16 protein-coding genes and 1 riboswitch are annotated in these 17,648 nt (G+C 73.5%); of the genes, 7 read left to right on the top strand and 9 right to left on the bottom strand.

Features of this window, described 5'->3' with window-relative positions; genetic code table 11:
* Positions 1–8 precede the first annotated feature (8 nt).
* The gene (locus tag ACZ516_RS02180) at positions 9–3,131 is read right to left on the bottom strand and encodes an alpha-N-acetylglucosaminidase (RefSeq protein ID WP_469008076.1); all 3,123 of its coding nucleotides are present in this window, start codon (positions 3,129–3,131) and stop codon (positions 9–11) included.
* A gap of 109 nt (positions 3,132–3,240) precedes the next feature.
* Between ACZ516_RS02180 and ACZ516_RS02175 the strand changes: the two genes are divergently transcribed.
* Entirely contained in the window at positions 3,241–3,684 is a 444-nt protein-coding gene (locus ACZ516_RS02175) for a hypothetical protein (protein WP_469008075.1), read from the top strand.
* 54 nt (positions 3,685–3,738) lie between these two features.
* Here the strand turns inward: ACZ516_RS02175 and ACZ516_RS02170 are convergent, their stop codons facing one another.
* From ACZ516_RS02170 to ACZ516_RS02140, 7 genes are all read right to left on the bottom strand, one after another.
* Positions 3,739–5,094 carry a DUF1996 domain-containing protein gene (locus ACZ516_RS02170; protein WP_361081832.1) on the bottom strand — a complete coding sequence of 452 codons (1,356 nt, stop codon included), beginning with the start codon at positions 5,092–5,094 and terminating at the stop codon, positions 3,739–3,741.
* A gap of 32 nt (positions 5,095–5,126) precedes the next feature.
* Positions 5,127–5,777 (bottom strand): response regulator transcription factor, encoded by a 651-nt coding sequence (locus ACZ516_RS02165; RefSeq protein ID WP_361081830.1) that lies wholly within the window; start codon positions 5,775–5,777, stop codon positions 5,127–5,129.
* Positions 5,762–7,042, bottom strand: coding sequence for a sensor histidine kinase (locus tag ACZ516_RS02160; protein ID WP_469008072.1), 1,281 nt, complete (start codon positions 7,040–7,042; stop codon positions 5,762–5,764). Before ACZ516_RS02160 ends, ACZ516_RS02165 begins: the two co-directional genes overlap by 16 nt.
* A gap of 116 nt (positions 7,043–7,158) precedes the next feature.
* Positions 7,159–8,148 (bottom strand): NAD-dependent epimerase/dehydratase family protein, encoded by a 990-nt coding sequence (locus ACZ516_RS02155; protein WP_469008070.1) that lies wholly within the window; start codon positions 8,146–8,148, stop codon positions 7,159–7,161.
* A gap of 66 nt (positions 8,149–8,214) precedes the next feature.
* Complete coding sequence (locus ACZ516_RS02150; RefSeq protein WP_358699723.1) at positions 8,215–8,754, bottom strand: winged helix-turn-helix domain-containing protein; 540 nt, start codon at positions 8,752–8,754, stop codon at positions 8,215–8,217.
* A gap of 294 nt (positions 8,755–9,048) precedes the next feature.
* Positions 9,049–10,077, bottom strand: coding sequence for a glutamine synthetase (gene glnII / locus ACZ516_RS02145; RefSeq protein ID WP_469008068.1), 1,029 nt, complete (start codon positions 10,075–10,077; stop codon positions 9,049–9,051).
* 279 nt (positions 10,078–10,356) lie between these two features.
* Positions 10,357–10,725 (bottom strand): arsenate reductase family protein, encoded by a 369-nt coding sequence (locus ACZ516_RS02140; RefSeq protein WP_469008066.1) that lies wholly within the window; start codon positions 10,723–10,725, stop codon positions 10,357–10,359.
* A 169-nt stretch (positions 10,726–10,894) separates the two neighbouring features.
* On the opposite strand from ACZ516_RS02140, the gene ACZ516_RS02135 reads away from it, so the two are divergent.
* Positions 10,895–11,191 carry a hypothetical protein gene (locus ACZ516_RS02135; RefSeq protein WP_467464854.1) on the top strand — a complete coding sequence of 99 codons (297 nt, stop codon included), beginning with the start codon at positions 10,895–10,897 and terminating at the stop codon, positions 11,189–11,191.
* Between the two features lie 152 nt (positions 11,192–11,343).
* Entirely contained in the window at positions 11,344–12,432 is a 1,089-nt protein-coding gene (locus ACZ516_RS02130) for an alpha/beta hydrolase family protein (protein ID WP_469008064.1), read from the top strand.
* Positions 12,433–12,499: 67 nt separating this feature from the next.
* On the opposite strand, the gene ACZ516_RS02125 is transcribed toward ACZ516_RS02130, so the two are convergent.
* Positions 12,500–13,633: an HAD family hydrolase gene (locus ACZ516_RS02125; RefSeq protein ID WP_361081817.1), complete on the bottom strand. Its 1,134-nt coding sequence runs from the start codon at positions 13,631–13,633 to the stop codon at positions 12,500–12,502.
* A 269-nt stretch (positions 13,634–13,902) separates the two neighbouring features.
* Between ACZ516_RS02125 and ACZ516_RS02120 the strand changes: the two genes are divergently transcribed.
* From ACZ516_RS02120 to ACZ516_RS02105, 4 genes are all read left to right on the top strand, one after another.
* Entirely contained in the window at positions 13,903–14,763 is an 861-nt protein-coding gene (locus tag ACZ516_RS02120; RefSeq protein ID WP_469008062.1) for a helix-turn-helix domain-containing protein, read from the top strand.
* A 5-nt stretch (positions 14,764–14,768) separates the two neighbouring features.
* Positions 14,769–15,284, top strand: coding sequence for a VOC family protein (locus ACZ516_RS02115; protein ID WP_469008060.1), 516 nt, complete (start codon positions 14,769–14,771; stop codon positions 15,282–15,284).
* A gap of 7 nt (positions 15,285–15,291) precedes the next feature.
* Positions 15,292–15,476, top strand: a riboswitch (cobalamin riboswitch).
* 114 nt (positions 15,477–15,590) lie between these two features.
* Positions 15,591–16,586, top strand: a complete 996-nt coding sequence (locus ACZ516_RS02110; RefSeq protein ID WP_469008697.1) for an ABC transporter substrate-binding protein — start codon at positions 15,591–15,593, stop codon at positions 16,584–16,586.
* A complete protein-coding gene (locus ACZ516_RS02105) occupies positions 16,583–17,611 on the top strand; it encodes a FecCD family ABC transporter permease (RefSeq protein ID WP_469008058.1) in 1,029 nt (342 codons plus the stop codon). The genes ACZ516_RS02110 and ACZ516_RS02105 overlap by 4 nt, the downstream gene beginning before the upstream one ends.
* Positions 17,612–17,648 lie beyond the last annotated feature (37 nt).

The following is a 17,648-nucleotide window of genomic DNA, read 5'->3' as shown; positions in this document are numbered from 1 at the left end:
GCACGGCTTTACGGCGTCACCGCCCAGCCGCTGAACTCGACCGTCCCGCGCCCCTCGTCGCCACCGTTCGTCGCGCTCATGAACATCCCCACGTCCTGCGCCGCGGCGGCGCCCGGCACGCGCACCGTCGCCACCGTGCGCCAAGAGGCGCCGCCGTCGGTGGAGCAGGCGCCGGTGACGGAGCCCTCGGCACGCGTGAGGCGCAGCAGCACCGGCGCCTTGACGCCCGTGATCCGCTGATAGGCGTCCAGCGTCCCGTCGCCGTTGGTGTCGTACGACAGGACGACGCCGTTGGCCGGCGTGACGGCGAGGTCCACGATGCCGCGGGAGCCCGGCGTCGCCATGGTGTTACGGGCGATGAGGCCGGCGCGCGCCCAGGGCCCCGTGACCGCCTGCGTGTCGACGCGCACCGTCACCGACACCCCGTCCCGCAACGCCTGCCGCCGGTACAGCGTGCCGAACTCGGCGGTGCCCTTCCACAGGTCGGCGCCGCCCCCGTCGATCGCGTACCGCTCTTCCAGCTCCCCGAAGACGGCGGCGTTGGTGCTGTACGTCCGCCACGCGTCGCTCACCGGTCCCGCCTCGAACAGGGTCCCCTCGTGGACGTGCCGCACCCGCCGCTCGCCCGCCGGTCCGTACCGCACGGTGATCTCGTAGGGCATCGGCCGCAGCGGCCGGTCCAGGGGCGTGTCCGGCGCACTGGCCCGCCACGTCACCTTTCCCGTCGCCCCCGGGCCGACCCTCGGCAGGGACACCGGGCCGGTCGGCCGGGCGTCGATGCCGGTCAACGCGAAGTCGACGCGGCCGGTGGCGCGCAGCCCGTTGACGTTGCGAAAGACGGCGCTCACCAGCGCGTGGCCGCCCGGCGGGAAGGCCGGCGGTTCGGCGGTGACCTCGACGGTCCCCTGGTAGGGCGCCCGCGCGAGCACGCCGCGCACCCGTGCGGCGGTGCGGTGGGCGTCGCCGGCCGGGCGCAGCGGATAGTCCTCGCGCTCCCGCGTCCAGGAGTCCTCCACGGCGAACCAGTCGACCGGCGCCGGCGCGCGCCCGGCGGCCAGCGCGTCCGCCAGCTCGTCGAGCCACCGCTGCCAGCGGGGGAGGTAGAAGTCGCCCAGCAGGCCGTGCCACTCGCGGTTGCCGTACTCGTGGAGCTTGCCGCCGTCGGCCGTGGCGCGCCCGCCCCACGTGGTGATCAGCACCTTGGCGGTCCGCTCGAACTCGGCGCACTCGGCCTCGCTCGTGCCCATGCGCCGGGCGGCCTCGATCCAGGGCCCGAGCAGGAAGGCCGAGTGGGTGCCCGTCACCTCGTCCGAGAGCCGCATCAGCCGCAGCCACAGCGTGGAGAGGGCGCGGAAGGTCTCCTGGTCCTTACGCCGGTACGCGGCCCGCAGCTGGGGCAGGAGCTGGCGGCTGCGGTGCGCGAGGGCCTGGCGGGCCACGTCCACCAGGTCGTAGCGGTAGGCGGCGCTGCCCCGTAGGGCGCCCGGCACCCCGAGCAGCCCGGCGAGCGCGGCGTCGAAGCGGGCCGGGTCGTAGGTGAGGGCGCGCGGCGCGTACTCGGCGGCGCGGGCCGCCGCCAGGTCGGGGCGGGCGGCGAACAGGGAGTCGTGGGGGTCGCTGCGCTCCACGGCGGTGTGCTGGTAGGCGGTGTCGTGCAGTGCCCGCCAGGCCGAGCGCGCGGCGCGGTCCCGCCCGCCGTAGCGGAAGTCGGCGTAGGAGGAGAACCACGCGGCGCGGTCCAAGGGGGCCTTGGTCCAGGCGAGTTCGGAGAACAGCTCGAAGGCGGCGGGGTCGCGGTCGGTGGCCTCGGGCATGAAGGCGGTGCCCGCGAGCGCGCTGTCCGGCTTGTCGCGCCAGGCGAAGAACTTCTCGTTCCACAGGTGGGTGCGGGCGCCGATCGTCGTGCGGCCGCCGAAGTTGGGGATGGTGCCGAAGGCGTAGGGCGTGCCGCCCCAGTCCTTCTCCCGGTCGGTGACGCTCGCGTACCGGTCCGAGACGCCGTCGACGATCAGCATCCGCTTCTTGTCGACGGCGTCGAGCAGCGCGGGCAGCGGGTTGGCCTCCCAACCCAGAATCACCCAGACGGCCCCGGGTCTCGCGGCGCGCAGGGCTCTCTCCACCCCGCGCGCCGCGTCCGGCACGGGCACGTCGCCGGGCGTCCCGCCCTCGTGCAGCAGGTCCATCTTGAACAGGTCGGCGGCGCCGAACAGCTCCCGCTGGTGGCGGTAGAAGGACGCGGCGACCCGGGCGAAGGCGTCGGTGCGCGGGTCGAGCCAGTCGGGCCGGGGGAAGCCGTGCCAGACGCCCTGCGGGACGACTCGCGCGTCCCCGCCGTTGCGCGCCACGAAGCCGTCGGGCACGTGCCCGTAGTAGCCGGGCAGCACGGGAGCGATGCCGAGCGAGCGCAGCCGGTCGGCGATCCTGCGCCCCAGCGCGGCGCGGTCCGCGATGAGCCGCGCGCTGAGGGGGCCGCCGTACCCCGACAGGTTCTGGAGCAGCCACCACGGCTGGTGCGAGGGCGCCGGCAGCCAGGTCCGCGCCTCGGCCTCGGAGTAGCCGAACTCCGTGAGGACCCGGTGGTAGACGGCCTCGGCGCCCGCCACGACCAGCACCTCGTTGCAGCCGTGCAGGGCGAGTACGTCGATCATGCGCTCCCAGTACGCCCAGTCGGCGTACGGCGCGGTGTAACCGTCGTTGGTGTCGTTCAGGGCGAACCGGTGGGGCAGCGAGGTGGACCGCTCCAGCGGCTTCACCGGGGCGGGCAGCCTGTGCGGCAGGTCGAGCTGGTCGCCGTTCCAGGTGATGTGGACGCCGCACACGTACTTCAGGTACCAGTGGACGCCGGTGAGGAGCACGGCGGGCGTCGTGCCGGTGACCGTGATCCGGCCGGTGGTGCCGGTGACCCGGAAGCGGTCCTCGCGCCCCTGGGCGGGCACGAGGGTGAGCCGGAACTGTTCCGCGTGCCGCGGCAGGAGTCTGTTGAGCGCCGCGCGCGCGGCATCCGTATCGAACGCGGGGGCCTTCGCGGACCCCTCGACGGCGTGCGCCGGCAGCGGCACCCCGCCGACGGCGGCGCCGAGGCCGAGGGCGCCGGCGGTGCCGAGCAGGGAACGTCGGGACGGTGCGGACATGTGTACCCCCTGAGGTGAGGCTGCGGCGCACGGTATCCGTGCGGTGGGCCTTCCACACAGGCGCATACGAGACAGGCGAGTCGCACTCGCCGGAAGAGGTCGGTGGGCGATGCGGGCAGCACGAAGGGCGCGGGCGGGCAGAGGTGTGGGCCTTCTGCTCGCGCTGGTGGGATGCGGTGCGGTGAGCGTGGGGTGCGGCTCGGGGGGCGGCGACACACCAGGCACACCGGACACGGCGCGCGGCAGCCTGGAGCAGCTGGCGGCCAGGGCGGGGTGCACGGCCGACGTCCAGACGGACGCCGCCGACCTGCGTCAGGCCACCTGTGACGACGGTGCCCGGCGCTACGTCCTCGTCACCTTCGCCAACGCCCGTGGCCAGGCCGAATGGCTCGACGAGGCGAACGACTACGGGGGCACGTACCTCGTCGGCGGCAGCTGGGTCGCGGTCGGCGGCCCCGCCGACATCTCGGCGCTGCGCGAGCGGCTCGGCGGGACCGTGGTGGACGCCGCGCACGGGCACGGCGGGGGCCACCGCGGTCACCGCATGGGCTGACGCGAAGGGGCCGGCCCGGGGGTGGCGGGCCGGCCCCGAGGGGTGGGGCCGCTCTCAGGAGCAGCGCTGCCCGGAGTTGACGCACCCCGCGACGCGCCGCATCAGCCGCTCGTCGAAGACGTTGATGAAGTCGCCGTGGTCGGTGACGGGCTTGTGCAGCTGCTCGGGGAAGGAGTCGACGGCGAATCCCGGGCCCGGCGGCACGTCGTAGACGATGCGCTGCACCAGCTGCGGGATGGCCCGGAAGCCCTGCGGGCAGGCGCCGGTGCGCCGGTCGGCGAAGGCGACGTGGGTGCGGTGGTTGGCGCTGTCGGTGTTCCGCCCGTCCCAGCAGCTCTGGAAGGCGAACCGGCGCACGACCTTGCTGCCCTCGGGGCAGATCGGGTACTTGTCCGTGAGCTGCCGGTTCTCGAAACCGGTGCAGCTCCACGAGGCGTTGGCGTTCGCGTCGCCGTTCGTGAACGCCTTGGCGTCGCCGGTGATGATCCGCAGGAACCGCGGCATCGCGACGACCTTGCTCCGCGGATTGCCGACGAACTTCAGCGTGACCGAGGCCGGGGTCTGGATCTCGCCGACGTTCTGGTCCTTGCCGCCGCCGTCCGCCCGGGCGTCGTCCTCGTCCCGCCCGTTCTGGAGCCGCAGCACGGGCCAGTAGTACGTCGACCTGTCGCCCTGATCGCGGCAGCTGGTGGCGCCGCCGGCGAGGTCGTCGTCGTCGGAGAACGCGTCCGTCTCCTGGTTGCCCACGTAGTCGTGCATGTGGTGGGCGCCGTTGCTCACCCCGGGGGCGACGATGACGTTGTCCGGGTTGAACTTGCCGTTCTCGTTCCGCCCGCACTTCGTGGTGAAGGTGCCCCGGGAGGCGCCCCGCTGCTCGCGGGGCCGGTTCACGTCCGGCCGGACGGACTCGATCGCGACGAAGTCCTCGGCGACGGGCCCGTTCTCGCTGCGGCCACCGGAGCGCGATCCGTCTCCGATGGAGGCGCGCACCGTGCAGGGCGCCATGCCGTCGAGCCCCTCGGGGCGTCCGCCCGCCCGGTCCATGGCGTCCGCGATCTCGCCGAGGGTTGCGCGCCGCCGCTCCGCCAGCGGGTCGAGCACGGACTCCTTGTCCCGCGCGGCGGTGAGCTGGTCGTAGGCCCGGGTGATCTGGCCGTCCAGCTCGGCGAGTTCGCGGTCCACCGCCTCGCGGGCGGGCGGGGGCACCTCGGACAGTTCCGTGGCCACGTCCGGGCAGCTGATGGTCGACACCCGCTGCCCGGCGCTCCGCGGCGGCGGCCGGTCGCCGGTCTCGTCGGCGCTCGCGTGGACGTTCACCGCGACCAGGCCGCCGCCGCCCAGGAGCAGGGCCGCCGACGCGCCGATCATCCGTCCCGCCAGCTTGGATCGTTTTCGTGATGTGCGTCCCATGGGACTACATACGCATCAACCGCCCTGCGTGTTCAGCGCCCTTGGTCCAGATAGGCCAGCACCGCGAGCACCCGCCGGTTGTCGTCGTCGGACACCGGCAGGCCGAGCTTTCCGAAGATGTTCGACGTGTGCTTGGCGATGGCCCGCTCGGTGACGACGAGCTGCGCGGCGATCGCCGTGTTCGAGCGGCCCTGCGCCATGAGTTCGAGCACCTCGCGCTCGCGCGGGGTGAGCGCCCCGAGCGGCTGGTCGCGCGAGCGCCGGGACAGGAGCTGCTGGATCACCTGCGGGTCCATGGCGGTGCCGCCGGCCGCGACCCTGCGCACGGCGTCGATGAACTGCGCCGCGTCGAAGACCCGGTCCTTCAGGAGGTAGCCGACGCCACCCGTGCCGTCGGCCAGCAGCTCCCGCGCGTACAACTGCTCCACGTGCTGCGACAGGACGAGGACGGGCAGTCCGGGCCGGGCGCGGCGGGCGGCCAGCGCGCACTGGAGGCCCTCGTCCGTGTGGGACGGCGGGAGCCGGACATCGACGACGGCGACGTCCGGCTCCAACTCCGCGAGGGCCTTGGTGAGTTCGGGCCCGCTCTCCACGGCGGCCGCGATCTCGAAGCCGAATGCCTCCAGCATCCGCACCAGGCCGTCGCGCAGCAGGAAGAGGTCTTCGGCTAGGACAACGCGCAAGGGATCTCCATGGTGACCATGGTGGGACCGCCGGCGGGGCTGCTGACGGCCAGGACGCCGTCGAATGTACCGAGTCGGCGTTCGATCCCGCTCAGCCCGGAGCCCGCCCCGGGGTTGGCGCCGCCCCTGCCGTTGTCGGTGACGGAGACGCGGAGCATGCCGTCGGCGTGGTGGACGTCCACCCAGACGCGGTCGGCGCCCGAGTGCTTGATCGCGTTCGTCAGCGCCTCGCTCACCGCGAAGTACGCCGCCGACTCGACCGGGGCCCCGGCCCGCCCCGGCAGCTCCACGTCGACCTCGGTGGCCACCGGCAGGCGCAGCGCGAGGGCCTTCACCGCGTCCCCGAGGCCGCGTTCGGCGAGGACCGGCGGGTGGATGCCGCGGACCAGGTCGCGCAGTTCGCCCAGCGCCTCGCCGGAGTTGCGCCGGGCCTCGGCGAGCAGCTGCTTGGCCTTGGCCGGGTCCGTCTCGACGAGCGCCTCGATGGTGCCGAGGTCCATGCCCATGGCGACCAGGCGGGCCTGCGCGCCGTCGTGCAGGTCGCGCTCGATGCGGCGCAGTTCGGCGGCGGAGTTGTCCACGGCGTCGTGCCGGGTCTCGGTCAACCGGTCGACGCGGTCGGCCAGTTGGCGCTCCCGCATGGCGGCCGTGGGCGCGAGGAACGTACGGGCGAGGAGGAAGTGGGCGCGTATGAGCGAGGTGTTGACCGCGACGCCCAGCAGGAAGATGACCATGCCGAGCACGGCCGCCTGGTTGGCGGTGGACTGCGAGGTCACGTGGATGAAGGCGAACCACTCGCCGCCGCCGGCCTCGTGGATCGGCTCCCACACGCCGAGCGCGAGGACCCAGCCGTACACCATGTAGAGCATCAGCACCGGGGGCAGGAGCGCCACGACGGCACCCGCGGACATGTTCACCAGGAGCCACTGGAGGTCGCGCCAGGTCGCGGGGTCCTTCAGCATCAGCGAGCAGCGCTCCACCTGCCCGGCGAGGCCGGACCGCTTCCCGGCGGGGAAGGGACGGTAGGGCACCGGGATGCGCACCCCGGACCACTCGGCGGCCCGTACGCGGTGCGCGTCGGCGTACTTGCGCACGCCCATGAGGATGACCGGGGTGGTGAGGAAGCCGATGCCGAGCGGGAGGAACGCGATCGAGACGACCGAGAAGACGAAGAGGACGTTCGACCCCACCATCGAGACGATCGCCAGATAGAGGCCCCGGGCCCCCGCGATCACTGCGTCGTTCAGCCTCGTCATGGCATCCATCCCTCTCGGCGTCTACGGCGTCACCCAGTCTCGCCCGCCGCACGCGCCCAGGTCACGGGGCCCGCCCCCCGGCCCGGGGGTGTACCTGACGACACCCCCCCCGGACCCCCCGCGCCCTAGAGCCCGAGCACCTCGGCCTCCTTGGCGGGGTCCAGGCCGACCGTCGGGCGGTCCGGGCGCTGCGGCGGGGTGCCGCCGAGGGAGCGCAGCCACTCCCACGTGTCGCGCACCGTCTCCGCGACGGGCCTCGCCTCGAGCCCCGCGGAGATCGCCTTCCGCGAGGAGGTGCGGTGCATGGTGTCGTGCAGCTCGCCGGGCGCCAGCCACACCGGCAGCTCCGACCACGGCTCGACGCCCGCCTCCAGCACCGTCTCCGGTGCCGTCCACCGCAGCGACACGTCCGGGGCGCCCGCCACCTCGGCGCACGCGTCGAGCAGCTCGCCCATCGTGAACCGGCCCATGGGGCTGACCAGGTTGTACGGGCCGTGCAGGGCCGCCGCCGAGGCGTCCAGGATCCACTGGGCGAGGTCCCGCACGTCGACGTACTGGATCTCCAGGTCCCGGGGCCCGGGAGCCAGCACGGGGCCGCCCCGCGCCATCCGGTTCAGCCACCACGGCAGGCGGCCGATGTTCTCGTACGGGCCGAGGATCAGCCCCGCCCGGGCGAGGATCGTCCGCTCCGGTCCGAACGCGTCGAGCGCGGCCAGCTCACCGCCCCGCTTGTCCCGCTCGTACGTCGTGGCCGCCGCGTCCGGGTCACCGTCCACCACGGGGAAGTTCTCGTCGGAGCCGGCCTCGCCCGGGTAGCGGTACACGGAGCCGCTCGACACGTACACATACCGTCCGGCCCGCCCGGCGAGCAGCCGCGCCGCGTCCCGTACGGCGTGCGGCGCCGCCGACCAGGTGTCGACCACCACGTCCCACTCGCCGCCGGCCAGCCCGGCGAGGCCGCCGTCCGCCGTACGGTCGCCGTGCACGGCTCTGGCGCCCCGCGGCGCGGCGTGCCGGCCGCGGTGGAAGACGGTCACCTCCCAGCCACGGGCCAGCGCCGCCTCGGTGACGGCACGGCCCACGAACTCGGTCCCACCCAGCATCAGAAGTCTCATGCGGGTGACTCTGCCCTGATCGCGGCGGTCAGGGAACGCCTTCTGCTGCCGGCAGAGGGCGGGCGCTCAGCGGGGCGTCGGCGGCACGTACTTGTAGCCCACCCGCCGCACCGTCTGGATCGTCGCCCGGTGCTCGGCGCCGAGCTTGCGCCGCAGCCGCGCCACGTGGACGTCCACGGTCCGCCCGTCGCCGACGTGGCCGTACCCCCACACCGTGGTCACCAACTGGTCGCGGGTGTGCACCCGGTGGGGGTGCGCGACGAGGTGCGCGAGGAGTTCGAACTCCAGGTACGTGAGGTCCAGGGGCCGCCCCTCCACGGCGGCGGAGCGCTGGACGGCGTCGATGGTGATCGGCCCCGTGGCCGGTGCCTGCGGCGGGGCGCTCTCCTGCGCGGCGGCCGGCACGAGGACGAGGTAGCCGACCATCGGCGGCTGCCCCGGCAGGGTCGGCAGGGTGTGCTGCGGCGCGGGCAGCCAGGTGGCGCCGGGCGGCAGGAAGTCGGGGACGCGCACCACCTCGTCCGGGTCGACGGCGCGCAGGCGCCCCCGGGCGGAGGAGGGGGCGGTGGCGGTGGCAGTGGCGGTGAAGGTACGGGAGTTCGCCATGAGAGGTCAGCTCTTTCGCGCGAGATAAGGAGTCGTCGAGAACGAGACGTACGTCGTTACGTCGTGCGCGTCAGGCGAAGGCCGGGGTGAACGGCTTTAGAGGGCCCGCGCGTTCGTCGCGCGGCAACACACCCGGTCGAAGTCGTGGTGCTGACGGGAGGGCCAGAAAGGCTCGAGGTCGTCACGACCCGTCGAGGTGTTCTGGTGGCTGCCCATGCTCCCCATTGAATCAGATGACGACGGGGGCGCCCACCCGTATCGGTGGGTGCCCCCGTCGGCGGTGTGCACGGCGGGTCAGACCTGGCCGGCCTTCTCCAGCGCGGAGCAGCAGGTGTCGACGAGCAGGCGCGTCACCACGTACGGGTCGACGTTGGCGTTGGGACGGCGGTCCTCGATGTAGCCCTTGCGGTCCACCTCGACCTGCCAGGGGATGCGGACCGAGGCGCCGCGGTCGGAGACGCCGTAGCTGTACTCGTTCCACGGGGCGGTCTCGTGCAGGCCGGTGAGCCGGTCGTCGATGCCGGCTCCGTAGTTCTTGACGTGGTCCATCGGCTTGGAGCCCTCGCCGAGGGACTCGCAGGCGGTGATGATCGCGTCGTAACCCTCGCGCATCGCCCGGGTGGAGAAGTTGGTGTGCGCGCCCGCGCCGTTCCAGTCGCCCTTGACCGGCTTCGGGTCGAGGGTCGCGGAGACCTTGAAGTCCTCGGCGGTGCGGTAGAGCAGCCAGCGGGCGAGCCACAGCTGGTCGGAGACCTCCAGCGGGGCGAGCGGGCCGACCTGGAACTCCCACTGGCCGGGCATGACCTCGGCGTTGATGCCGGAGATGCCGAGGCCCGCCGTCAGGCAGTTCTCCAGGTGCGCCTCGACGACGTCGCGGCCGAAGATCTCGTCCGAGCCGACGCCGCAGTAGTAGCCGCCCTGGGCGGCGGGGAAGCCGCCGACGGGGAAGCCGAGCGGGCGGTCGCCCTCGAAGAAGGTGTACTCCTGCTCGATGCCGAAGATCGGCTCCTGCGCGGCGAACCGGGCCTCGACCTCGGCCAGTTCGGCGCGGGTGTTGGACTCGTGCGGGGTCATGTCCGTGTTGAGGACCTCGCACAGGACGAGTACGTCGTCGCCGCCGCGGATCGGGTCCGGGCAGGTGAAGACGGGCCGCAGCACCCGGTCCGAGGCGTGCCCCTTGGCCTGGTTCGTGCTGGATCCGTCGAAGCCCCACAGCGGCAGCTCCGCACCCTTCGCGTCGTCCCCGAGGATCTTGGTCTTCGAACGGAGCTTGGCGGTCGGCTCGGTGCCGTCGATCCAGATGTACTCAGCCTTGAAGGTCACGGGGGCCCCATCCTTGAAACGTTCGGTACGGCGCAGAACGTGCGGGTGCTGCGGTGCCGTGGTGATGTGCGGCAGCCTGGCAATCCGCGATTTCCCGGCCGTTGCCCTCGTGTGAACCCCGTGTTACCTGCTGGGGTGTGGCCCACGTCACTCAGGGGCCGCGTCGGCGGCGGCGGTCCCGGGTGCGGCGCCGCCGCCCGCACGCTCGCGAGGGCCGGTCCGTATACGCTCCCGACCGGTTTCCGCGGGCTCGGAGGCGGCGGCGCCCGCTCCCGGGCGTCAGCGGGCGAGCGCGTCCCGCACGGCCTCCTCGGTCCGGGCGACCACCGCCGTGCCGTCGTCGGCGGTGATGATGGGCCGCTGGATCAGCTTCGGGTGCTCGGCGAGGGCCTTGATCCAGCGGGCGCGGGCCGAGGCGTCACGGGGCCAGGCCTCGCGGTCGGTGAGGTTAAGGTCCTTGGCGGCCTGCTCCTGGGTCCGCGTGATGTCCCAGGGTTCGAGGCCGAGGCGTTCGAGGACGGCGCGGATCTCGTCCTCGCTCGGCACGTCGTCGAGGTAGCGGCGCACGGTGTAGTCGGCGCCCTCCGCGTCGAGCAGCGTCAGGGCGCTCCGGCACTTCGAACAGGCGGGGTTGATCCAGATCTCCATGCCCACACGCTACCCCCCGAACCACCCGCCCCAGGCCCGTGCGGCACGGCCTTGTTCGAATGCCTCAAAGCCCGTCTGGCCAGCGGCGATTGTCAGTGCCGGGCGGTAGAATCAACGTAGTGTTCGAGGGCGCCCGACGGGGGGTCCCGACCGCGACAGGAGGATGCCCGTGCCCGCTGCCGCACCGACGAAGAAGCGTGTTTCCCGACCCGTACTGATCGACCTGCCGTACGCCCCGCTGGAGAAGAAGGCGCTGCCCGCCGGCCGCCCCCGCGAGTGGTACGTCCACCACAACCGCCGTCTGAAGGCCATGCGCCTGGCGATCGCCCTGCTCGACTCGGGCGTCCATCTGCCGAACCAGGCGAAGAACACCACGATCAGGAGCATGGCGGAGCAGGTCGGGATCCACCCGCCCTCCGACATCACCTGCCACATGGTGCGCGCGTTGATGCGCTACAGCCGCTGAGCGAGCGGCCGCGCAGCGCCGGCCGACCAAATGCGGGGCGCGCGGCGGGAGTTGCCCGTCGCGCGCCCCGTCCCGTCGTGGCTCCGTCCCGGCGTGCCCCGTTTCGGCGTGGGCCCGTGCGGTCATGTGTGCGATGGGACATGCTGGGCCCCATGACCCAGCCGGAACCCGTCGCCGCGCTGCCCCTCGTGACGACCGCCGAACTCCCGGACGGCACCCGCCTTCCGGTGCGCGGCCTGCGCGCCCCCGCGCCGGAACGCTTCCTGCCGTCCGGCTCGGGGCCGGCGCCGGGCCCGCCCCCGGCTCCCGTGGTGCTCGTCCTGCCGGCCATGGGCACCCCCGCCCGCTTCTACCGCCGCTTCGCGCGTCAGCTGCACGACGAGGGGCTGACCGCGCTCACCGCCGACCTGCGCGGCCAGGGCGAGGCGACTCCGCGCCGCACCGGCCGCGCGGCGGGCGACCACGGCTACCGGGCGATCGTCGAGGAGGACCTGCCGGCCGTCCTCGCCGCGATCCGCGCCGAGCTGGGCGCCGAGCCGCCCCTGTACCTCCTCGGCCACAGCCTCGGGGGGCAACTCGCGTTGGTGTACGCGTCATTGGCGAGGAAAACCGTCGGCGCCGGGGGCTCGGACTTCGGGGGCTCGGGCGTCGGGGGCCCGGACTTGAGGGACGCCGGTGTCGGGGGCTCCGGTGTTGGGGGCTCCGGCGTAGGGGGTTCCGGTTTTCGGGGTCCCGGCGTCGACGGAGTAGTGATCGTCGCCACCGGCTCGGTCTGGTTCCGCGCGTTCGGCGCCCTGCGCGGCCCCGGCCTGCTCCTGACCCAACTGCTGATCACCGCCACGGCGGCCGTGCTCGGCCGCTGGCCCGGCACCCGGCTCGGCTTCGGCGGCGACCAGCCGAGGGGCGTCATGCGCGACTGGGCGCGCCAGGTGCGTACGGGCCGCTACCGCGCCAGGGGCTCCGCGCTCGACTACGAGACGGTGCTCGGCACCCTGGATCTGCCTGTTCTCGCCGTCTCCGTCGAGCGCGATGCCTACGCCCCCGCCGGCGCCCTCGACCACCTGCTCGCCAAGACCCCGCGGGCGCGCCTGACCCGCCACCACCTGACCGCGCGGGAGACCGGCACCCGGCTCGACCACTTCGCCTGGGCCCGGACGGGCGGCGCGCTCGCCAAGCGGGTGGCGGCCTGGGCGACCGCCGACGGGCGCCGGGCGGGGGGACACCGGGCCGGGGAGTCATGAGCGGTGCGCCCATGGCCCGTACGCCCATGACCCCGTACCCCCGCGGCCGACGTGGTCGTGCGGCGTGTCAGCCGATCTGCTCCGGAGTGACCGTCAGCCACCGCTTGTCCGCGGTCACCTTCTGGCCCAACTCCCGCTGGCGTCGCGCGTTCTCCTTCTTCATGCCGTCGAGCTGCTTCATGTACGCGTCCTTGCGGTTGACCCACACCCGTACGCCACCGTGCTCCACGTCCGCGGAGTGGAACAGCATCGGGCCGTCGCTGACCGGGGTGTCCCCGGCCACCAGGACCGGCTTCCGCCACTCGTCGATGTAGGTGTTGATCGCCGCGGGCTTGCCCTCGAACCAGGTCAGCGGCGCCCAGAGGTTCGGCGTCAGCTCGCGCCCGGCGAGCCGTGCCCGCTCCTTCTCGCCGAAGCGGCCCTCGGCGATCTCCTTGCGGGAGGTGGTGACGTCACCGGTCCCGCGGTCCTTGAGCTGGAGCGAGACGCCGATGACGTTCTGCGGCCGCACGCCGTAGCCGTACTTCGGGTCCGCGAGGACCATGCGCACCAGGTCCTCGGCGGCCGCGCTGACCACGTACACCTCGATGCCGTGCGCCCGCAGCGTCCGGTAGAGCTGCCGCATGCCCGGGGAGAACTCCGGCGGCTTCACCTCGGTCCGCGTCGGCTTCCCGTCCTCGTAGTACTCGGCGGGGATCGGCTTGCCGTACGCCAGCAGCTCGTCGACGTACTTCTTGAGTTCCCTCAGCGTGAATCCGGAGAAGATCTGCGCGGCCCAGGGGTAGCAGACCTGGTCGTCCACCTCGCACAGCCGGTTGTAGTAGCTGTAGAGGCTCTCCTTGTGCCCGGCCTTGTCCTTGAAGGGGATGACCTTCAGGGACGGGTCCATGGTCTTGCGGGTCAGGACGCCCTTCATCTCCAGGAAGGGCAGCAGCGACTCCTCCAGGTCGTTGCGGTACGTCGTGTTGTCCGCGTCGAAGACGGCGTACGCGCCCTTGTGGTCGTTCGCGGCGATGACCTCGCCGAGCCGCTTCGCGACGGGCTTCGGCCAGTGCGACAGCTCGCGGGCGGTGGCCGCCGAGGTGTCGGCGGCGCTCGCCTGGTCCGTCGGCCACAGCGCGCTGCCCGCGAGGACGGCGGCGGCCAGCGCGCCCATGGCGCCGATGAGGGCCGGCCTGCTCTTCACCCGTACTGCTGCCATGTCTCTGCGTCCCTGCCGTTCCCTGAGAGCGGTGTGCGCCCCGTTCGGAGCGGCGCGCAACTCTATGGGCCCCCGGGGGCCGATTCCCATGATCGACGTCACCGGGCGGCGGCGGCATGGGGGGAGGTGGAGGCGGGTAGGGGAGAGGGACGCCGGACCCGGGGGAGGGCGGGGGCTGCGGGGATGGCGGGGGCCAGCGGTGACGGCGGGCGCCGGCGGGGATGGCGGGGGCCGCCGCGGGGGGCGGTCGCATCGCCCATACTGGCCGCATGGGCTCCCGTGAGTTCGTCAGGGCCGTCCCCCGGCTCGACGGCATGGTCGTCTCCGCGGTCGGCTACCGCACCGCGGGACAGCGCCCCGCCCTGCACCGGGGCCTGCCCTCGCCCCACCTGACGGTGATCTTCTCGCTGGACGGCGCCATCGCCGGCGGCGACACCCCCGACCGGGCGACCGGCCCGGACGCCACCCGCACCGACATCGTCGTGGGCGGCCTGCACCAGAGCCCCGTGTACGTCGTCCAGCCCGAGCACGAGGCGGGCATCCAGCTCGCCGTGCACCCGCTGGCGGCCCGCGCCCTCCTCGGCCTGCCCGCCGGGGCGCTGACCGGACAGTCCGTCGTCGCCGGCACCGACGTGTTCGGCGAGCGCGCCGGCGACCTCCGCGAGCGGCTGTGCGAGCTGGACCGCTGGGAGGACCGCTTCGCCGCCCTCTCCGCCTACTTGCGCCGGCGCGCGGCCACGGACCGTACCGCCGGGACCGTACGCCCCGAGGTCGCCGAGGCCTGGGCCCGGCTGGCCCGGCACCGCGGCGCGGACACGCTGGGCGCCCTGTCCCGGCACGTCGCGCTCAGCGAACGCCGCCTGACCGCGCTCTTTCGCGCCGAGACCGGGCTGAGCCCCAAGCAGGCCGCCCGCCTGATGCGCTTCCAGCACGCGAAGGACGCCGTGGTCCGCGCCGTCGCGGCGGGCGGCCCGCCGAACCTCGCCCGGGTCGCGGCCGACACCGGCTACTGCGACCACTCCCACCTCGTACGCGACTTCCGCCGGTACACGGGGACGAGCCCCACCGGCTGGCTCGCCGAAGAGTGCCGGAACATCCAAGCCGGGGCGCACGGCGAGGGCGAAGAGTGAGGGACATGACCAACACCACACCGAACCCCGCACCGTCCCCCGCCCCCGCCTCCAACGCACCCACCTCCGGCGCACCCGCCTCCAACGCACCCACCCCCGGCGCACCCGCCCCCGGCGCGCCCGCTCCCACCATCTGGCCGGGTCTCCAGGCGGAGGACGCCCCCGCGCTGATCGACTTCCTCGTCGGCACCGTCGGCTTCCTGCGCACGGCCGTCCACGAGGACGGCGGCCGCGTCGTCCACGCGCAGCTCGACTGGCCCGAGGGCGGCGGCGTCATGCTCGGCTCCCACGACCCCGCCACCGAGGGCACCTGCGGCACACCCGGCACCGCGAGCGCCTACGTCGTCACCGACCGGGTGGAGGACCTGTACCGCCGGCTCACCGAGGCGGGCGTGCGGGTCATCGCCGAGATCGAGGACAAACCGTACGGCGGACGCGAGTTCGCCGTCGCGGATCCGGAGGGAAACCACTGGTCCTTCGGCTCCTACCGGGGCGAGCCGAGGCCCGGACCGACCCCGTGAGCACGCGTGATAACTTGCGCAAGCCAGTCAAACCCACACCTGGGCCAGGGAATCCGGTGCGAATCCGGAACTGACGCGCAGCGGTGAGGGGGACGGGCGGGGCCACGGCCACTGGGCGTCTCACGACGCCCGGGAAGGCGCCCCGCCCGGTTGATCCCGAGTCCGAAGACCTGCTGGCGCCTTCGCCCGCACACCGGGCGGCGAAGGTCGTGACGCAGACCAGGCTCCGCGTATGAGCCGTGACACTCAAGGGATCGCGTGTCCTCGAAAGCCCGTACATCCGTCCTGCGCCGTGCCGCACTCCTCATGGCCGGCACGCTCACGCTGAGCGCCTGCGGCGGCGGCTCGGCGCCGGAGCCCGCGGGCAAGGGCGCCGACGGCTACCCCGTCACCGTCGCCTCCTGCGGCAAGGACGTGCTGGTCACGGCCCCGCCCCAGCGCGCCGTCTCGCTCGACCAGGGCTCCACGGAGATCCTTCTCTCCCTCGGGCTCGCCGACCGCATGGCCGGCACCGGCACCTGGACCGACCCGGTCGCGAAGAACCTGGCGAAGGACAACGCGAAGGTGGAGCGGCTCGCCGACCGCTACCCCTCCCTGGAGAAGGTCCTCGCCAAGGAACCGGACTTCGTCAGCGCCTCCTTCCTCTACACCGTCGGCAAGGGCGGCGTCGCCGACCGCGCGAAGTTCACCGACCTCGGCGTGCCCGTCTACGTCTCGCCCACCGACTGCGCGGGCAAGGACAACGACGGCGGCGGCGACGGCAAACGCGTGCGGACCCTCACCATGGACACCGTCTACGGCGAGATCCGCGACCTGGCAAAGGTGTTCGGCGTGCGCCAGCGCGGCGAGCGGCTGATCGCCGACCTGAAGGGCCGCGTCGCGAAGGCCACGAAGGACGTCGAGGCGTCCGACGCGACGATCCTTTACTGGTTCGCCAACTCCGACGCCCCGTACATGGCGGGCTGCTGCGGCGCCCCCGGCATCATCACCCGCGAAGTCGGCGCGAAGAACGCCTTCCACGACACCCGCGAGGAGTGGCCCCAGATCAACTGGGAGACCGTCGCCGACCGCGACCCCGACGTCCTCGTCCTCGGCGACCTCACCCGCAGGTCGCAGTCGGCCGAGAGCGCCGAGGCGAAGATCAGGTTCCTGGAGACCAACCCGGCGACCAAGAACCTGACCGCCGTCAGGAAGAAACGGTACGTCCGGCTCAGCGGCCAGGCCATGAACCCCACGATCCGCACCGTCGACGGCATCGAGCAAGTGGCGGCCGGGCTGCGGAAGTTCGGGCTCACCACATGAGCGTGGCCGCACCCGCCCGGCAGGGGCTGCTGTGGCTGGCCGCGTGCGCGGCGCTCGCGCTGTCCGTGGCGCTCGCCGTCACCATCGGCCCCGCCGACATCTCCGTGCCCGACGTGTGGTCGGTGCTCGCCGCGCACCTCGGCTGGGGCGAGTCGCGCCTCACCACCCTCAGGGACGGCATCGTCTGGAACCTGCGGATGCCCCGCACCCTGCTCGCCGCCGTCTGCGGCGCGGGCCTCGCGGTGTGCGGGGCGGTCATGCAGTCCCTGCTCCGCAACCCCCTCGCGGACCCCTTCGTGCTCGGGGTGTCGTCCGGGGCGTCCACGGGGGCCGTCGCGGTCGTCGTCCTCGGGGTGGGCGGGGGAGCGGTGTCCATCTCGGCGGGGGCCTTCGTGGGCGCGCTCCTGTCCTTCGCGCTCGTCCTGCTCCTGAGCCACACGCTGGGCGGGACGACGGACCGGGTGGTGCTGTCCGGCGTGGCCGCGCTGCAGCTCTTCTCCGCGCTGACGTCGTTCGTCGTCCTCACGGCGGGCGACGCGGAGACCACCAGGGGCGTGCTGTTCTGGCTGCTGGGCTCGCTCAGCGGGGCGGGCTGGACGGACGTGTGGCTGTGCGGCGCCGTCCTCGCCGTGGCGCTGGTCGTCTGCCTCGGCCACGCCCGTACGCTCGACGCCTTCGCGTTCGGCCAGGAGGCGGCGGCCACGCTGGGCGTGCACGTGGCGCGCACCCGGCTCGTGCTGCTCTGCGTGACGGCGCTGCTGACCGCCGCGCTGGTCAGCTCGGCGGGCGCCATCGGCTTCGTGGGCCTGGTCCTGCCGCACGCGGCCCGCGCGTTCGCCGGCGCCGGCCACGCCCGCCTGCTGCCGGTCACGGCACTGGCCGGGGCGCTCTTCCTGATCTGGGTGGACACGCTGGCCCGCACGGCCCTGGACCCCCAGGAGGTCCCGGTGGGCGTGGTGACATCACTGATCGGCGTACCGGCGTTCGTGCTGGTGCTGTACCGGACGCGGGGGGCGACGACGTGAGGCCCGAGAGGTCGGGCGGGGTGAGGCCCGAGACGAC

The sequence above is a fragment of the Streptomyces sp. NPDC034037 genome (genome assembly GCF_055575715.1).
Note: the sequence above shows the minus strand (reverse complement) of the source record. Positions and strands in the feature narration are given on the sequence as shown.